Annotated in this window: 16 protein-coding genes and 1 tRNA gene; 10 read left to right on the top strand and 7 right to left on the bottom strand. The window is 63.9% G+C overall.

The features are described from left to right. Positions 1-67: 67 nt before the first annotated feature. Positions 68-155 (bottom strand) — tRNA-Ser (locus N0B28_RS16290). A 121-nt stretch (positions 156-276) separates the two neighbouring features. Between N0B28_RS16290 and N0B28_RS16295 the strand changes: the two genes are divergently transcribed. The 8 genes from N0B28_RS16295 (at position 277) to N0B28_RS16330 (ending at position 6,080) form a co-directional block, all read left to right on the top strand. Beyond that, positions 277-948, top strand: coding sequence for a Bax inhibitor-1/YccA family protein (locus N0B28_RS16295; protein ID WP_043860836.1), 672 nt, complete (start codon positions 277-279; stop codon positions 946-948). A gap of 217 nt (positions 949-1,165) precedes the next feature. Further along, positions 1,166-2,536, top strand: coding sequence for a uracil-xanthine permease family protein (locus tag N0B28_RS16300; protein WP_043860837.1), 1,371 nt, complete (start codon positions 1,166-1,168; stop codon positions 2,534-2,536). A 93-nt stretch (positions 2,537-2,629) separates the two neighbouring features. Beyond that, positions 2,630-3,022: a sulfurtransferase complex subunit TusD gene (tusD, locus tag N0B28_RS16305; protein WP_275727511.1), complete on the top strand. Its 393-nt coding sequence runs from the start codon at positions 2,630-2,632 to the stop codon at positions 3,020-3,022. 1 nt (position 3,023) lies between these two features. Beyond that, a complete protein-coding gene (gene tusC, locus N0B28_RS16310) occupies positions 3,024-3,383 on the top strand; it encodes a sulfurtransferase complex subunit TusC (RefSeq protein ID WP_043860839.1) in 360 nt (119 codons plus the stop codon). Next, positions 3,383-3,679, top strand: a complete 297-nt coding sequence (gene tusB / locus N0B28_RS16315) for a sulfurtransferase complex subunit TusB (RefSeq protein ID WP_058541209.1) — start codon at positions 3,383-3,385, stop codon at positions 3,677-3,679. Before tusC ends, tusB begins: the two co-directional genes overlap by 1 nt. Continuing rightward, entirely contained in the window at positions 3,676-4,011 is a 336-nt protein-coding gene (locus tag N0B28_RS16320) for a TusE/DsrC/DsvC family sulfur relay protein (protein ID WP_043860841.1), read from the top strand. The genes tusB and N0B28_RS16320 overlap by 4 nt, the downstream gene beginning before the upstream one ends. After that, on the top strand, positions 4,008-5,003 hold the full coding sequence (locus tag N0B28_RS16325; RefSeq protein WP_275727516.1) for a glycosyl transferase family protein: 996 nt from the start codon (positions 4,008-4,010) through the stop codon (positions 5,001-5,003). Before N0B28_RS16320 ends, N0B28_RS16325 begins: the two co-directional genes overlap by 4 nt. Before the next feature lie 108 nt (positions 5,004-5,111). Further along, on the top strand, positions 5,112-6,080 hold the full coding sequence (locus tag N0B28_RS16330) for a glutathione S-transferase family protein (protein ID WP_275727518.1): 969 nt from the start codon (positions 5,112-5,114) through the stop codon (positions 6,078-6,080). 92 nt (positions 6,081-6,172) lie between these two features. On the opposite strand, the gene cysG is transcribed toward N0B28_RS16330, so the two are convergent. The 6 genes from cysG to ftsK all read right to left on the bottom strand — a co-directional run bounded on the left by cysG (position 6,173) and on the right by ftsK (position 13,667). Further along, complete coding sequence (gene cysG / locus N0B28_RS16335; protein WP_043860844.1) at positions 6,173-7,558, bottom strand: siroheme synthase CysG; 1,386 nt, start codon at positions 7,556-7,558, stop codon at positions 6,173-6,175. Beyond that, the gene (serS, locus tag N0B28_RS16340; protein WP_054915099.1) at positions 7,559-8,839 is read right to left on the bottom strand and encodes a serine--tRNA ligase; all 1,281 of its coding nucleotides are present in this window, start codon (positions 8,837-8,839) and stop codon (positions 7,559-7,561) included. A gap of 17 nt (positions 8,840-8,856) precedes the next feature. Continuing rightward, positions 8,857-9,231, bottom strand: a complete 375-nt coding sequence (crcB, locus tag N0B28_RS16345; RefSeq protein WP_043860846.1) for a fluoride efflux transporter CrcB — start codon at positions 9,229-9,231, stop codon at positions 8,857-8,859. After that, positions 9,228-10,553 carry a replication-associated recombination protein A gene (locus N0B28_RS16350; RefSeq protein ID WP_043860847.1) on the bottom strand — a complete coding sequence of 442 codons (1,326 nt, stop codon included), beginning with the start codon at positions 10,551-10,553 and terminating at the stop codon, positions 9,228-9,230. The genes crcB and N0B28_RS16350 overlap by 4 nt, the downstream gene beginning before the upstream one ends. A gap of 19 nt (positions 10,554-10,572) precedes the next feature. Then, positions 10,573-11,196: an outer membrane lipoprotein chaperone LolA gene (lolA, locus tag N0B28_RS16355; protein ID WP_043860848.1), complete on the bottom strand. Its 624-nt coding sequence runs from the start codon at positions 11,194-11,196 to the stop codon at positions 10,573-10,575. Positions 11,197-11,261: 65 nt separating this feature from the next. Then, complete coding sequence (gene ftsK / locus N0B28_RS16360) at positions 11,262-13,667, bottom strand: DNA translocase FtsK (protein WP_058541214.1); 2,406 nt, start codon at positions 13,665-13,667, stop codon at positions 11,262-11,264. A 341-nt stretch (positions 13,668-14,008) separates the two neighbouring features. Between ftsK and aat the strand changes: the two genes are divergently transcribed. Both aat and N0B28_RS16370 read left to right on the top strand, forming a co-directional pair. Next, complete coding sequence (gene aat / locus N0B28_RS16365; protein ID WP_275727528.1) at positions 14,009-14,686, top strand: leucyl/phenylalanyl-tRNA--protein transferase; 678 nt, start codon at positions 14,009-14,011, stop codon at positions 14,684-14,686. A gap of 75 nt (positions 14,687-14,761) precedes the next feature. Further along, entirely contained in the window at positions 14,762-15,469 is a 708-nt protein-coding gene (locus tag N0B28_RS16370; RefSeq protein ID WP_043860851.1) for an arginyltransferase, read from the top strand. Positions 15,470-15,554 lie beyond the last annotated feature (85 nt).

Genomic DNA, 15,554 nt, shown 5'->3' on the forward strand with positions numbered 1-15,554 from the left:
CTTTTCAGCGTCAAGTTTTCCGCTCTCCAAAAACGCAAAAAGCCCTGAATAATCAGGGCTTTGAAGATGGCGGAAGCGTAGAGATTCGAACTCTAGGATAGTTGCCCATCGACGGTTTTCAAGACCGTTGCCTTAAACCACTCGGCCACGCTTCCTCGTATTGCGGGCGCCATAATACCGAAATGAAACAAGCTGTCAAACTCTCTAGGTGGCTGGTCTGCGTGCCTCTGTTATGATCTTTGCATCTGAACGTTTCAAACCCACAGGAGTGTCGCCATGCGCGAACAGGATTACGCCGTCAACCACGGCCTGCAGGTCGAACAGCAAGAGGTCAGCCGCGTCCTGCGCAACACCTATGGCCTGCTGGCCATCACCCTCGCTTTCAGTGGTGTCATGGCCTATGTAGCCCAACAGATGCGCGTCGGCTACCCGAACATTTTCGTGGTGCTGATCGGCTTCTACGGCCTGTTCTTCCTCACCAACAAGCTGCGTGATTCGGTATGGGGCCTGGTGTCCACCTTCGCGCTGACCGGTTTCATGGGCTTCCTGCTCGGCCCTATCCTCAACCGCTACCTGGGCATGGCCGGCGGCGCTGAAGTGGTCAGCTCGGCATTCGCCATGACCGCACTGGTGTTCGGTGGTCTGTCGGCCTACGTGCTGATCACCCGCAAGGACATGAGCTTCCTGGGCGGCTTCATCACCGCAGGCTTCTTCGTGCTGCTGGGCGCTGTGCTGGCAAGCTTCTTCTTCCAGATCAGCGGCCTGCAACTGGCGATCAGCGCAGGTTTCGTGCTGTTCTCGTCGGTGTGCATCCTGTTCCAGACCAGCGCCATCATCCACGGTGGTGAGCGTAACTACATCATGGCGACCATCAGCCTGTATGTATCGATCTACAACCTGTTCGTCAGCCTGCTGCAACTGTTCGGGCTGATGGGTCGGGATGACTGATCCGAGCTTGGTTGGTTGAGTGTTGAAAAAGCCCGCTTCGGCGGGCTTTTTTGTGGGTGGCGTTTGAGGGGCGCTGGCTTCGCGCTCGTTCACTGGCAAGGCCGACTCCTACGCCCTGCGGGCTGTAGCGCCAGATAATGCTGGCAAACTGGACTACCCCAATCCCCGCGCGCGCCGTAGAATGCGCTCCTTTTTTCTGCCCGGGGCAGCAACACCCATGAGCTCACTCGAACAAGCGCCCGAACAGGCCAATGAACTGGTTCTAGGCCTGGAAGACCGGCCCCGGCCGCTGATCGCCCTGCTCGCTGCCCTGCAGCACCTGCTAGCGATCATCGTGCCCATCGTTACCCCCGGCCTGCTGATCTGCCAGGCACTCGGCGTATCGGCCCGCGATACCAACCTGATCGTGTCGATGTCGCTGGTGATCTCCGGGATCGCCACCTTCGTGCAATGCCGACGCTTCGGGCCCTTCGGCGCCGGGCTGTTGATCGTGCAAGGCACCAGCTTCAACTTCGTTGGCCCGCTGATCGCCGGCGGCGCACTGATGGTCAAGCAAGGTACCCCGGTAGAAGGCGTGATGGCGGCGATCTTTGGTGTGGTGATTGCCGGCTCGTTCGTTGAGATGGGCATTTCGCGCATTCTGCCGTTCGTGAAACGCCTGATCACCCCCCTGGTCACCGGCATAGTAGTGCTGATGATCGGCCTCACGCTGATCAAGGTGGGCCTGATCAGCATGGGCGGCGGCTTCGGCGCCATGGCCAACGGTACCTTCGCCAACGGCGAAAACCTGCTGCTGTCCGGCGTGGTGCTGGCCATCATCGTGGTACTCAACCGCATCCCGGTGGTGTGGATGCGCAGTTGCGCGATCGTGATCGCGCTGGCCGTCGGCTACGCACTGGCCGGCTACCTGGGCCGCCTGGACTTCACCGGCATGCATGAAGCCGCCGTATTCCAGGTGCCGGTGCCATTGCACTTCGGCCTGAGTTTCTCCTGGGCGCTGTTCATTCCGATGCTGGTGATCTACCTCGTGACTTCGCTGGAAGCCATCGGCGACGTTACCGCCACCAGCAAGGTATCGCGCCAGCCGGTCGAAGGCCCGCTGTGGATGCAACGCATCAAGGGCGGCGTGCTGGTCAACGGCGCCAACTCGCTGCTGGCCGGTGTATTCAATACTTTCCCGAGCTCGGTGTTCGCGCAGAACAACGGCGTGATCCAGCTGACCGGTATCGCCAGCCGCCATATCGGTATCTGGATTGCCGCAATGCTGGTGATTCTGGGGCTGTTCCCAAGCGTGGCCGGGGTGATTCAGGCGGTGCCGGAGCCGGTGCTGGGTGGCGCTGCGATGGTGATGTTCGGTGCCGTAGCGGCCTCGGGTATCAATATTCTGGCCAGCATCAGCCTGGACCGTCGCGCCCTGCTGATCATCGCGGTGTCCCTGGCGCTGGGCCTGGGCGTGGCGCAGGTGCCGGAATTCCTGGCGCACATGCCATCGGCACTGCGCAATGTGCTGGAGTCTGGCGTGGCAACCGGCGGCATCTGTGCGCTGGTGCTGAACTGGTTCCTGCCCGAGTCCAAAGCTCAGAACTGAGGCCGCTTGCCAAGCTGCCCCAACCAGGCCCGCGCCCACAAGGCGCGGGCTTTTTGCTTTATCATGGGCGCAGTTTTGCTGACAGAGCCTGCCATGAAGTTCGCCCTCGCGGTATTTTCCCCCGGCCATGCGCCCTCCTCGCGCCGTGCACTGCTGTTCGCCCAGGCTGCCCTGGCCAGCGGGCACGAGATCGTGCGGCTGTTTTTCTATCAGGATGGCGTGCACAGCGCCTCGGCCAACGTGGTCGCGCCGCAGGATGAGCTGGACGTGCCGGCGCAATGGCGTGCCTTCGTCACCGAGCACCAGTTCGATGCGGTGGTGTGCATTGCCGCCGCCCTGCGCCGTGGCGTGTTGAACGCCGAAGAGGCCCAGCGTTATGAACGCCCCGCCGTGAACCTGCCCGCGCCGTGGGAGCTGTCGGGCCTGGGCCAGTTGCACGAAGCTGCACAAACCGCCGACCGCCTGGTCTGCTTTGGAGGCGACTGAAATGGCCAAGTCATTGCTGATCATCAGCCGCCAGGCCCCCTGGGCCGGCCCGTCGGCCCGCGAGGCACTGGATATCGCCCTGGCCGGCGGCGCCTTCGACTTGCCGCTGGGCATGCTGTTTCTGGATGATGGCGTGTTTCAGCTGGCACCTGCGCAGCAACCGGCACAGCTGCAACAGAAGAACCTGGCGGCCAATCTCCAGGCGCTACCGATGTTCGGCGTGGAGGCCCTGTTCGCCGACGCCCGCAGCCTGCTCGAGCGCGGCCTGGACGCTGAACACCTGACACTGGACGTCGAGGTACTCGACGACGCTGCACTGGCAGCCCTGATCGACCGTTTTGACCAGGTGGTAACCCTCTGATGAGCACCCTGCACGTCATTTCCCACTCGCCGTTCGGCGATAACCGCCTGAGCAGTTGCCTGCGCCTGCTGGGCAGCAACGACGGCCTGCTGCTGTGCGGCGACGCGGTGTACGCGCTGCAGCCCGGCAGCGAGCCGCTGAAGGCGCTGGAGCACGCCAACCTGGGCGCAAGGCTGTTTGCGCTGGAAGAAGACCTGCAAGCTCGCGGTATCTCCAGCGACGCGGCCCGGGCCATCGACTACCCGGCGTTCGTGCAGCTGTCGCTGGACCACGACAAGGTCAACAGCTGGCTATGAGCACCCTGAGCCTCGACAACCGCGACATTGCCCTGGACAAGGACGGCTTCCTGGTCGACCTGAAGGACTGGTCAAAGCCCGTGGCACAAGCCCTGGCCGAGCGCGAAGGCCTGGAACTGACTCCCGAACACTGGGAGGTACTGGAGCTGCTGCGCCAGTTCTACCAGGAGTTCGAGCTGTCGCCGGCCACGCGCCCGCTGATCAAGTACACCGCCTTGAAGCTGGGCCCGGACAAAGGCAACAGCCTGCACCTGAACCGCCTGTTCAACGGCACCCCCGCCAAACTTGCCGCGAAGCTCGCGGGCCTGCCAAAGCCGACCAACTGCATATGACTGCCCCTACCCCGCTCACCCTCGAAACGCCCGCCGAACACCCCTTCGCCCAGTTCGTGCGCATTTTGGGCAAAGGCAAACGCGGCGCCCGCGGCCTGACCCGGGAAGAAGCCCGCGAGGCCATGGGCATGCTGCTGGACGGCAAGGTCGAGCAGACGCAGCTGGGCGCCTTCCTGATGCTGCTGCGTCACAAGGAGGAGAGCCCCGAGGAGCTGGCCGGCTTCACCGAAGCCGTGCGCCAGCGTGTACAGGCACCGCCCATCGCGGTCGACCTGGACTGGCCGAGCTATGCGGGCAAGAAGCGCCACCTGCCGTGGTTTCTGCTGGCGGCCAAGTGCCTTGCGAAAAACGACGTGCGCATCCTGCTGCACGGCGGCGGCGCTCACACCGCCGGGCGCCTGTATACCGAGCAGGTGCTGGAACAGGTGCAGATCCCGCTGTGCCGCGACTGGGCCAGCGTCGCCAGTGCCCTGGACGAGCACTGCATCGCGTTCATCCCCCTGCAGGACTGGGCGCCGCGCCTGCAGCACATGATCGACCTGCGCAACACCCTGGGGCTGCGCTCGCCCATTCACTCCCTGGCACGGGTGCTCAACCCGCTGGGGGCGCGGTGCGGCCTGCAGAGCATCTTCCACCCCGGCTACCAGGCCGTACACCGCGAAGCCAGTCGGCTGCTGGGCGATACGGCGATTGTGGTCAAGGGTGACGGCGGTGAGATCGAGATCAATCCGGATGCCACCAGCCACCTGTACGGCACTGCCCATGGCCAAGACTGGGATGAAGAATGGCCGCAGCTGTCGGCCCAGCGCCATGTGAAGCCGGCCAGCCTCGACCTGCAGCACCTGCTGGCAGTATGGCGCGGCGAGGCCCGCAACAGCTACGGTGAACTGGCTCTTGTATCGAGCATGGCGCTGGCGCTACGCGGCTTGGGGCAAACCCGAGAGGACGCCTTCACGCAGGCGCAGCACTGGTGGGATCAACGCCTGAGCTAGGCGACTGATCGGGGTTTTCGATCAAACAGGCCGATGCTTTGCGCCATTGGTTCGAACTTGAACCCGTACACTGGGCTCCAAGTTGAACGAATCGCCAAGGAGACCACCATGGGCCTGTTGATCGATGGCCGCTGGCATGACCAGTGGTATGAAAGCAGCAAAGACGGCACCTTCCAGCGCGAGAACGCGCAGCGGCGCAATCAGCTGCCCGCAGCCGACGCCGGGCGCTATCACCTGTATGTGTCGCTGGCCTGCCCCTGGGCGCACCGCACGCTGATCTTTCGCACGCTCAAGGGCCTGGACAAGCTGATCGACGTGTCGGTGGTCAGCTGGCTGATGGGCGAGAACGGCTGGACCTTCGACACAGCCCTGGGTTCGACAGGCGACAAGCTCGACCAGCTTGAATTCCTGCATCAGCGCTACACCCGCGACGACCCGCATTACACCGGCCGGGTCACGGTGCCGGTGCTGTGGGACAAGCAGGAACAACGCATCGTCAACAACGAGTCTGCAGAGATCATCCGTATCTTCAACACCGCCTTCGACGGGCTGACCAGCAATCGCCTGGACCTTTACCCCGAGCCGCTGCGCGCGAGCATCGATGCACTGAACGAGCGGATCTACCCTGCCGTGAACAACGGCGTGTACCGCGCAGGCTTTGCGACTACGCAAAAAGCCTACGAGCAGGCGTTCGACGAGCTGTTTGCCGAGCTGGATGCACTGGAAAAGCTACTGAACGACCAGCGCTACCTGGCCGGCGAGTACCTGACCGAAGCTGACTGGCGGCTGTTCACCACGCTGGTTCGGTTCGATGCGGTGTATCACGGGCACTTCAAGTGCAACCTGCGGCGCATCGCCGATTATCCGAACCTGTCGAACTGGCTGAGGGAGCTGTATCAGTGGCCGGGGGTGGCCGAGACGGTGAACATGGAGCATATCCAGCGTCACTACTACATGAGCCACAAGACCATCAACCCGAACGGGATCGTGCCCAAGGGACCATTGCAGGACTTTGCGACGCGACATGATCGGGAGCGGCTGGTGGGCCGGGGGATTTGGGACAAGACCAGTTTTTGATCAGGGGTTGAAGGGCCCCTTCGCCAGCAAGGCTGGCTCCTGCAGTGGGTCGCGTGTACCTGCAGGAGCCAGCCTTGCTGGCGAAGCTGTTGTTACTGAGCCCCTTCGAACCACGCCAGCTTCTCGCGAAGCTGCACCACCTCGCCCACGATCACCAGCGTCGGCGCATGCACTTCATGCTCCGCCACCAGTTGCGGCAGGTCGGCCAGGGTGCCGGTAAACACCCGCTGGTTGGTGGTAGTGCCCTGCTGCACCAGCGCCGCCGGCGTACTAGCCGCACGACCGTGACGAATCAGCTCGGCACAGATGGTCGGCAAGCCCACCAGCCCCATGTAGAACACCAGGGTCTGCGCAGGCGCCACCAGGTCATTCCACGGCAGGTTGCTGGTGCCGTCCTTGAGGTGGCCGGTCACGAAGCGCACCGACTGGGCATAATCGCGATGGGTCAGCGGGATGCCGGCATACGCCGAGCAGCCGCTGGCCGCAGTGATGCCCGGCACCACCTGGAAGGGTATGCCATGCTCGGCCAGCTCTTCGATCTCCTCGCCACCCCGGCCGAAGATGAACGGATCGCCGCCCTTGAGGCGCAGCACGCGCTTGCCTTGCTTGGCCAGGGTCACCAGCAGCTGGTTGATCTGGTCCTGCGGCACACTGTGATCGGCACGGCGCTTGCCCACGTAGATGCGCTCGGCGTCGCGCCGGCACAACTCGATGATGGCGGGCGCCACCAGGCGGTCGTACAGCACCACATCGGCCTGCTGCATCAGGCGCAGCGCACGGAAGGTCAGCAAGTCCGGATCACCCGGCCCCGCCCCCACCAGGTACACCTCGCCCGAGGTCTGCGGCAGCGCGCCATCCACCTTGGCCTGCAGCAGGCGTTCGGCTTCGGCGCCCTGCCCGGCCAGCTGGCGCTCGGCAATCGGGCCCTGGAACACGTCTTCCCAGAACCCACGACGCTGGTTCACGTCGGGGTACAGTTCCTTGACCCGATGGCGAAAGCGCGCGGCCAGGCCGGCCAGTTCGCCATAGGCGGCAGGAATCCAGGTTTCCAGCTTGGCGCGGATCAGGCGTGCCAGCACCGGCGCATCGCCGCCGCTGGACACTGCCACCACCAGTGGCGAACGGTCGACGATCGCCGGGAAGATCACCGTGCACAAGGCCGGCGCATCCACCACGTTGACCGGCACACAGCGCTGGCGCGCATCGGCCGATACCTGGGCGTTGAGCGCCTGGTCGTCGGTGGCGGCGATGATCAGCTGGCAACCGTCGAGGTCGCTTTCGTGATAGCCGCGGGCCAGGGTCTGGCCGCCACTGGAGCGTGCCAGTTCGGCCAGTTGCCCCTCGATTTCAGGGGCAACCACCCGCAGCACGGCACCTGCATCGGCCAGCAGGCGAGACTTGCGCAGGGCAATCTCGCCTCCACCCACGACCAGCACCTGGCTGCCCCGCAGGTTGTGGAACAGCGGCAGGAACTCCATTTAACCGATGATCTCCAGGCCACCCATGTAAGGCTTGAGCACTTCCGGTACACGGATGCTGCCATCAGCCTGCTGGTAGTTCTCCAGCACTGCCACCAGGGTACGGCCTACAGCCAGGCCCGAGCCGTTGAGGGTGTGCACCAGCTCCGGCTTGCCGGTTTCCGGGTTGCGCCAGCGGGCCTGCATGCGGCGCGCCTGGAAGTCGCCGCAGTTGGAGCACGAGGAAATTTCGCGGTACTTGTCCTGGCTCGGCACCCACACTTCCAGGTCGTAGGTCTTCACGGCACTGAAGCCCATGTCGCCGGTGCACAGCGACAGTACGCGGTAAGGCAGCTCCAGCAGCTGCAGCACGCGCTCGGCGTTGGCAGTCAGGCCTTCGAGGGCTTCCATCGACTTGCCCGGCTCGACCACCTGGACCATCTCGACCTTGTCGAACTGGTGCTGGCGGATCATGCCGCGGGTATCGCGACCCGACGCACCGGCTTCGCTACGAAAGCACGGGGTGTGGGCGACGAACTTGATCGGCAGTTGCTTGGCATCGACGATTTCGCCGGCCACGATGTTGGTCAGCGACACTTCGGCCGTCGGGATCAGGTAGAAGTCGGCCTCGCCTTCGCGGCTGATCTTGAACAGGTCTTCCTCGAACTTGGGCAGCTGGCCGGTACCCTGCAGCGCCGGGGCCTGCACCAGGTACGGGGTGTAGGCTTCCTCGTAGCCATGCTCGGCGGTGTGCAGGTTGATCATGAACTGCGCCAGGGCACGGTGCAGACGGGCGATCGGGCCGCGCAGCAGGGCAAACCGCGCGCCCGACAGCTTGGCTGCGGTCTCGAAGTCGAGGTAGCCGTTGCGCTCGCCCAGGGCGACGTGGTCCTGGATCGCAAAATCGAAGCTGCGCGGGGTGCCCCAGCGGCGCACTTCGACGTTGTCGTCTTCATCGGCGCCCACCGGTACGCTGGCGTCCGGCAGGTTGGGGATGGTCAGCAGGATAGCGTCCAGCTCTTCGCGGATACCTTCCAGCTCCACCTTGCCGGCAGCCAGTTCGTTGGCCATGCGCTCGACGTCGGCCATCAGCGGGGCAATGTCCTCACCCTTGGCCTTGGCCTGGCCGATGGATTTGGAACGGGCGTTACGCTCGGCCTGCAGCTGTTCGGTGCGGGTCTGCACAGACTTGCGGCGCTCTTCAAGTGCTTCGATGCGCGCGACATCCAGGCTGAAGCCACGGGAAGCCAGGCGATCCGCCACTTCCTGAAGTTGGCCGCGTAACAGTTGGGAATCGAGCATTTCGTTTTCTCGCTGGTTCAGAATTTGGTCAAGGACAATCCGGCCCAGGTGGCGAGCAGGCCACCCACTACACTGAGGCTGGCATAGCCGAACGCCAGGGGCGCTTGCCCGCTTTCGAGCAGGCGTACGGTGTCCATGGAAAAGGATGAAAAGGTCGTCAGGCCGCCAAGGAAGCCGACGATCAGGCCTGCGCGCAGCTCGACCGGCACCAGCGGGCGATGCAGAAACAGCCCGTAGAGCAAGCCGATCAGCAGGCAGCCAATCAGGTTGACCGCCAGCGTACCGAGATAGAAGTGGCGTGGCCAGTGGGCATTGACCCAATTTCCCGCGGCAAAGCGCAGCAGCGTGCCGGCAATGCCCCCGGCGCTGACTGCGGCCACCAGGGCAATCATGGCTTCCTCCGCTGGCGCGGGCTCAGGCGATCGAGTTCGGCCAGGTGGCGCAGCTTCTCGCCGATCTTCAGTTCCAGGCCGCGAGGCACCGGCTGGTAGTACTGGCGCGGCGCGAGGTCATCGGGAAAGTAGTCTTCGCCCGCCGCATAGGCATCGGGCTCGTCGTGGGCATAACGGTACTCGTCGCCGTAGCCCAGCTGCTTCATCAGCTTGGTGGGTGCGTTGCGCAGGTGCAGTGGCACTTCCAGCGAACCATGCTCGGCGGCTTCGCGCAGGGCGGTCTTGAAGCCCATGTACACCGCGTTGCTCTTGGGCGCACAGGCCAGGTACGTAATGGCCTGGGCCACCGCCAGCTCGCCCTCGGGGCTGCCCAGGCGCTCCTGCACGTCCCACGCGGCCAGACACAGGCTCAGCGCACGCGGGTCGGCGTTGCCGATGTCTTCGCTGGCCATGCGCACCACGCGCCGCGCCAGGTACAACGGGTCGCAGCCGCCATCGAGCATGCGTGCGAACCAGTACAGCGCCCCATCGGGGTTGGAGCCACGCACCGACTTGTGCAATGCGGAAATCTGGTCGTAGAAGGCCTCGCCGCCCTTGTCGAAACGTCGACGGGTATCGCCAAGCAGGCTTTGCAGCAGCTCCACCCCGATCTCGCTGCCGTCTTCGGCCAGGTCCGAGGCATTCTCCAGCAGGTTGAGCAGGCGCCGGCCATCGCCATCGGCGGCAGCCAGCAGCATCTTGAAGGCTTCGTCGCCCAGGCTCAGGTTGCGCTTGCCCAGGCCGCGCTCCTCGGTCAGTGCGCGCTCCACCAGGCGGTGCAACGCGGCTTCGTCCAGGCTCTTGAGCACATACACGCGCGCCCGCGACAGCAGGGCGTTGTTGAGTTCGAACGAGGGGTTTTCGGTGGTGGCGCCGATGAAGATCAGCGTGCCGTCTTCCACATACGGCAGAAAGGCGTCCTGCTGCGACTTGTTGAAGCGGTGCACTTCGTCGACGAACAGGATGGTGCGCCGCCCGTACTGTGCGGCCTGCTGCTTGGCGATCTCCACCGCCTGGCGGATCTCCTTGACCCCGGCCAGTACGGCTGAAACAGTCTCGAAGTGCGCCTCGCAGAACTGTGCCAGCAAACGCGCCAGGGTGGTCTTGCCCACCCCGGGCGGGCCCCAGAAGATCATCGAGTGCAGCGCGCCCTGCTCCAGTGCCTCGCGCAGCGGCTTGCCGCGCGCCAGCAGGTGCTGCTGGCCGACGTATTCGTCCAGGTTGGCCGGGCGCAGGCGCGCGGCCAAGGGCTGGGCAACAGGGTCACTTCGAAACAGGTCCATGGACGCGGGCTTGACCTCTTTACTCTTGAATCACGTCGGCGCCTTCAGGCACGACGAACTTGAATTTGCTCGCCGGGATCGGCTCATTGGCCTTGACCCCGCTGAACAGGATGTTGGTGCGCTGGCCGACGCTGTCGATCAGTTGCATATCGTTCACCAGCCCCTTGCGGAACGACAGGCGCAGCGAGTCGAACAGGGTGTCCTTGGTTTTGGGCTTGAGCGTGAAATCGATCACGTCACCCTGTTGCTTGGAGGTGATATCGAAGCTCTGGCTGATTTTCGAGATATCACCCGACAACAGCAAGGCCGGCGTTTCGGTCAGACGCTCGTCGAGCTTCTTGATGGTCGCCTGCTCCAGGTCCGGGTCCCACAGGGTCACCTTCTTGCCGTCCGACACCACCACCTGCTCGGCAGGCGCATCGGTGTGCCAGTAGAACAGACCAGGGCGCTGTACCGCCATCTGACCGGTGGTTTCCTGCAACTGGGTGCCGCTGCCATCGAGGGTCAGTTGCGAGAAACCGGCAGAAATGGTCTTGGACGTCTCCAGCAATTGGGTCAGGCTTTTGACGTCCGCCTCTGCGGCGAAAACCGAAGCGCTGGACAGGGCCATGGCGGAAACCAACAGCATGCGAATCAGGCGCATGGAAATCCTCGTTGCAGTAGGGGTGGGCCGGCGGCCGTCAATGGCCGCCGGCAGATAAGGAATCATCAGTCGCGCATCGGTCCGGGCGCAATCACTTCACGCGAACCGTTGGTGTTCATGGCAGTGACCACACCGGCCATTTCCATCGCCTCGATCATGCGGGCGGCGCGGTTGTAGCCGATCTTGAGCTTGCGCTGTACCGCGGAAATGGAGGCACGACGGCTTTCGAGCACGAACTGCACGGCCTCGTCGTACAGCGCGTCGGTTTCGGCGTCATCGTCACCGCCACCACCACCGCCCCCATCGAAGCCGCTGCCGGCCTCTTCGACACCGCTGAGGATGTCGTCGTTGTAGTCCGGGGCGCCGCGCAGCTTCCAGGCCTCGACCACGCGGTGAACCTCTTCGTCGGACACGAAGGCGCCGTGCACGCGAATCGGCAGGCTGGTGCCCGGCGGCATGTACAGCATGTCACCATGGCCCAGCAGTTGTTCGGCGCCGCCCTGGTCGATGATGGTGCGCGAGTCGATCTTGCTCGATACCTGGAACGCCATGCGGGTCGGGATGTTGGCCTTGATCAGGCCGGTGATCACGTCCACCGACGGACGCTGGGTGGCCAGGATCAGGTGGATACCGGCAGCCCGCGCCTTCTGCGCGATACGGGCGATCAGTTCTTCGACCTTCTTGCCGACGATCATCATCATGTCGGCGAATTCGTCCACCACCACCACGATGGTCGGCAGGGTCTTGAGCAGCGGCGGCACGTCATCCATGCTTTCGCGCTTGAACATCGGGTCGTAGATCGGCTCGCCCGCCTCTTCGGCGTCCTTGATCTTGCGGTTGAAGCCGGCCAGGTTGCGCACGCCCATGGCCGCCATCAGCTTGTAGCGGCGCTCCATCTCGGCCACGCTCCAGCGCAGGGCATTGGCGGCGTCCTTCATGTCGGTGACCACCGGGCACAGCAGGTGCGGGATGCCTTCGTAGATCGACAGTTCGAGCATCTTCGGGTCGATCATGATCAATTTGGCGTCTTCGGGGCCGGACTTGAACAGGATCGACAGGATCATCGCGTTCACGCCCACCGATTTACCGGAACCTGTGGTACCGGCCACCAGCAGGTGCGGCATCTTGGCCAGGTCGGTGATCACCGGCTTGCCGCCGATATCGTGACCCAGGGCCATGGTCACAGGCGACTTGGCCTCGTCATACTGCGGCGACGACAGCACCTCGGAGAAGCGCACGATCTGGCGGTCTTCGTTGGGGATCTCGATACCCACCGTGGTCTTGCCCGGGATCACTTCGACCACGCGCACGCTGGTTACCGCCAGCGAGCGCGCCAGGTCCTTGGCCAGGTTGGCGATGCGGCTGACCTTGACCCCGGCGGCCGGCTGGATTTCGTAGCGGGTGATCACAGGGCCGGGGTGGATCGAGTCCACCGACACTTCAACCCCGAACTCCTTGAGCTTGATTTCCAGCAGATGGCCCACGCCCGCCAGGGACTCTGGCGAATAGTTGACCTTCTTCTTCTCGGCCGGGTCGAGAATCGAAATCGGTGGCAGCGTGCCTTCGATGGCGCTGTCCACGAACAACGGCGCCTGCTTTTCCTTCTGCACGCGCTTGCTCGGCTCTGGCGCCTTGGCCGGCGCCGGCATGATCACCGGTGGCACATGCTGCTCGCGTTCGGCCACATGCTTGCTCAACGCGGTATCGCGCTCGATGATGCGTTCCTTGGCCTTGAGCTGCTCGCGGCGGTCGGGCACCACAGGCGCCACCACGTCGTGCACCTGCTCGTCGACTTCACGCAGTTGGGCAACCAGGCGCTTGCGCTCGTTGCGCCCGGTCCACCAGCGGTTGGCCGCACCCTGGAACAGTTCGAACAGGTCGAGGGTGATCTTGCCGGTGATGTCCATCACCTTGAACCACGACAGGTCGGTGAACACGGTCAGGCCGAACAGGAACAGCGCGATGAACATCAGGGTGCTGCCCTGCACGTTCAGCGCGTTCTTGGCCAGGTCACCCAGGCTTTCGCCCAGCGCGCCGCCCGCCGAGGCCGGCAGGCTCGGGGCCGAATGGAAATGGATATGCGCCAGCGCGGCGCCCGACAGCACCAGGAACACCAGGCCGATCAAACGCCAGGAGAACAGCCAGCCGCTCCACTGCCAGGGCTGATGACGTTCGCGGAAGATCTGCCAGGTCTTGATCGCCAGCAGCAACGGGAAGATATAGGCGAAATAGCCCAGCACCATGAACAACACGTCGGCAAAGAACGCCCCGGCGCGACCGGCGGCGTTCTGCACCTGCTCGACATTGCTGGTATGGCTGAAGCCCGGGTCGGCCTGGTCGTAGGTGAGCAGGGCCATCCACAGGTACAGGCACAGCGCGCCCATGGCGATCAGCGCACCTTCCTTGAGCCGGTAGTGCAGCTGCTGGCGCCAGATCGGCTCGGGGTTGGGTGTTGCGGTGGATTTCTTCAAAACGCGTCTATTCCTGCGCTCAATGCGCGTCCAACAGGGGTCGACCGGGCGACCGGGTCAACAAACCACTACTTTTAACATTACTGCCCGCCTGCCGCCATGACGGCACGCCGGAACGAGGCGTAAACGGGGGCCAATTTCCTATACGGCAATTTGAGCACGCATTCTCTTTTGTGACAAAGGCTTATGCGGGGTTTTTGCGTAGTTGGGACAGCATAGTGCAGGTTAAGTTGCGCCGCCCGCCAACGCCGGCGGCGCAACGGCAGGCGCCGGCCTTGCCGACGAAGCCTTTTGCGGCGATCCTTCCCCTCCCCTCCTCCACCGCACGGCGACCCACCTCCATGCTGACCTGGCTGAGCCGCAACAACCTGGACTTCCCGCCCCTGGAAAAGGCCCTGCACGAACCCAACGGCCTGCTCGCCGCCGGCGGCGACCTGAGTGCCGAGCGCCTGGTGCAGGCCTATCGCCATGGCTGCTTCCCCTGGTACCAGGACGGCCAGCCGATCCTGTGGTGGTCGCCCGACCCGCGCACCGTGTTGTTCCCGGACGAGCTGCACGTGTCGCGCTCGCTGCGCAAGGTCATTCGCCAGGGCCGCTATCAGGTCAGCTTCGACCAGGACTTTGCCAGCGTGATCAGTGCCTGTGCGGCGCCTCGCGACTATGCCGACGGCACCTGGATCACCGCCCCCATGCAAGCTGCCTACCTCACGCTGCACCAGCAGGGCTTCGCCCACTCGGTGGAAGTGCGCGAAAACGGCGAGCTGGTGGGCGGGCTCTACGGCCTGGCCATGGGCCGCCTGTTCTTTGGCGAATCGATGTTCAGCCGCGCCGACAACGCCTCCAAGGTGGGCTTCGTGCACCTGGCGGAACACCTCAAGGCGGCCGGCTTCGTGCTCATCGACTGCCAGATGCCCACCAACCACCTGCACAGCCTCGGCGCCCGCTCCATCGCTCGCAGCGCCTTTGCCGAGTACCTGCGCAACTACCTCGACCAGCCGGCCAACGTCAGCTGGGCCTGACGTCCTGGCGTTTGCTAGGCGAGTTTTCACAGCTGGCTTACACTTAATCCAAACGCACCTCCCGAGGGGTTGATCATGACAGAGCTGGCGCGGTTGAAGTTTTATGCCACTCAACCCCATGCCTGCAGCTACCTGCCAGACGAGCAAGCCACCACGCTGTTTCTCGACCCGAGCCAGCCAATGGACGCCAACGTCTACGCAGACCTGTCGGAAATGGGCTTTCGTCGCAGCGGCGACCACCTGTACCGCCCGCATTGCCAGAACTGCAATGCGTGCGTACCTGCGCGCATTCCGGCGGCTCGCTTTACGCCCAATCGCCAGCAGAAGCGCATCATCAAGCGCAACGCCGACCTGGTGGTGACCCCCGCACGCCCTCGGTTCAACGAAGAATACTTCGAGCTGTACCGCCGCTACATCGAGCAGCGCCATGCCGACGGCGACATGTACCCGCCCAGCCGCGACCAGTTCTCCACCTTCCTGGTCCGCGACCTGCCGTTTTCACGCTTCTACGAGTTTCGCCTGGACGGCAAGCTGCTGGCGGTGGCGGTCACCGACCTGCTGCCCAACGGCGTATCGGCGGTGTACACCTTCTACGAACCCCAGGAAGAACGGCGCAGCCTGGGACGTTTCGCGATCCTCTGGCAGATCAGCGAAACCCTGCGCCTGGGGCTTGAAGCGGTCTATCTCGGGTACTGGATCAAGAACTGCAAAAAGATGAATTACAAGACCCAGTACCGCCCCATCGAGCTGCTGATCAATCAACGATGGGTCACGCTTAACTGAAACCCTTGGCTTGAACCCCATTTTTCGGGCACAATGCACGCCACTTTTTAGCCTGGCGCAGTTGCACCGGGCCGGCAACTGGACA

This window comes from Pseudomonas sp. SD17-1 (assembly GCF_029201585.1).
Taxonomy (GTDB): Bacteria; Pseudomonadota; Gammaproteobacteria; order Pseudomonadales; family Pseudomonadaceae; genus Aquipseudomonas; species Aquipseudomonas palmensis.

Bases quoted from the DNA above. Each gene is read 5' to 3' on its own strand.
- N0B28_RS16295 (WP_043860836.1), top strand. From the start codon at position 277: ATGCGCGAACAGGATTACGCCGTCAACCACGGCCTGCAGGTCGAACAG.
- N0B28_RS16300 (WP_043860837.1), top strand. From the start codon at position 1,166: ATGAGCTCACTCGAACAAGCGCCCGAACAGGCCAATGAACTGGTTCTA.
- tusD (WP_275727511.1), top strand. From the start codon at position 2,630: ATGAAGTTCGCCCTCGCGGTATTTTCCCCCGGCCATGCGCCCTCCTCG.
- tusC (WP_043860839.1), top strand. From the start codon at position 3,024: ATGGCCAAGTCATTGCTGATCATCAGCCGCCAGGCCCCCTGGGCCGGC.
- tusB (WP_058541209.1), top strand. From the start codon at position 3,383: ATGAGCACCCTGCACGTCATTTCCCACTCGCCGTTCGGCGATAACCGC.
- N0B28_RS16320 (WP_043860841.1), top strand. From the start codon at position 3,676: ATGAGCACCCTGAGCCTCGACAACCGCGACATTGCCCTGGACAAGGAC.
- N0B28_RS16325 (WP_275727516.1), top strand. From the start codon at position 4,008: ATGACTGCCCCTACCCCGCTCACCCTCGAAACGCCCGCCGAACACCCC.
- N0B28_RS16330 (WP_275727518.1), top strand. From the start codon at position 5,112: ATGGGCCTGTTGATCGATGGCCGCTGGCATGACCAGTGGTATGAAAGC.
- cysG (WP_043860844.1), bottom strand. From the start codon at position 7,558: ATGGAGTTCCTGCCGCTGTTCCACAACCTGCGGGGCAGCCAGGTGCTG.
- serS (WP_054915099.1), bottom strand. From the start codon at position 8,839: ATGCTCGATTCCCAACTGTTACGCGGCCAACTTCAGGAAGTGGCGGAT.
- crcB (WP_043860846.1), bottom strand. From the start codon at position 9,231: ATGATTGCCCTGGTGGCCGCAGTCAGCGCCGGGGGCATTGCCGGCACG.
- N0B28_RS16350 (WP_043860847.1), bottom strand. From the start codon at position 10,553: ATGGACCTGTTTCGAAGTGACCCTGTTGCCCAGCCCTTGGCCGCGCGC.
- lolA (WP_043860848.1), bottom strand. From the start codon at position 11,196: ATGCGCCTGATTCGCATGCTGTTGGTTTCCGCCATGGCCCTGTCCAGC.
- aat (WP_275727528.1), top strand. From the start codon at position 14,009: ATGCTGACCTGGCTGAGCCGCAACAACCTGGACTTCCCGCCCCTGGAA.
- N0B28_RS16370 (WP_043860851.1), top strand. From the start codon at position 14,762: ATGACAGAGCTGGCGCGGTTGAAGTTTTATGCCACTCAACCCCATGCC.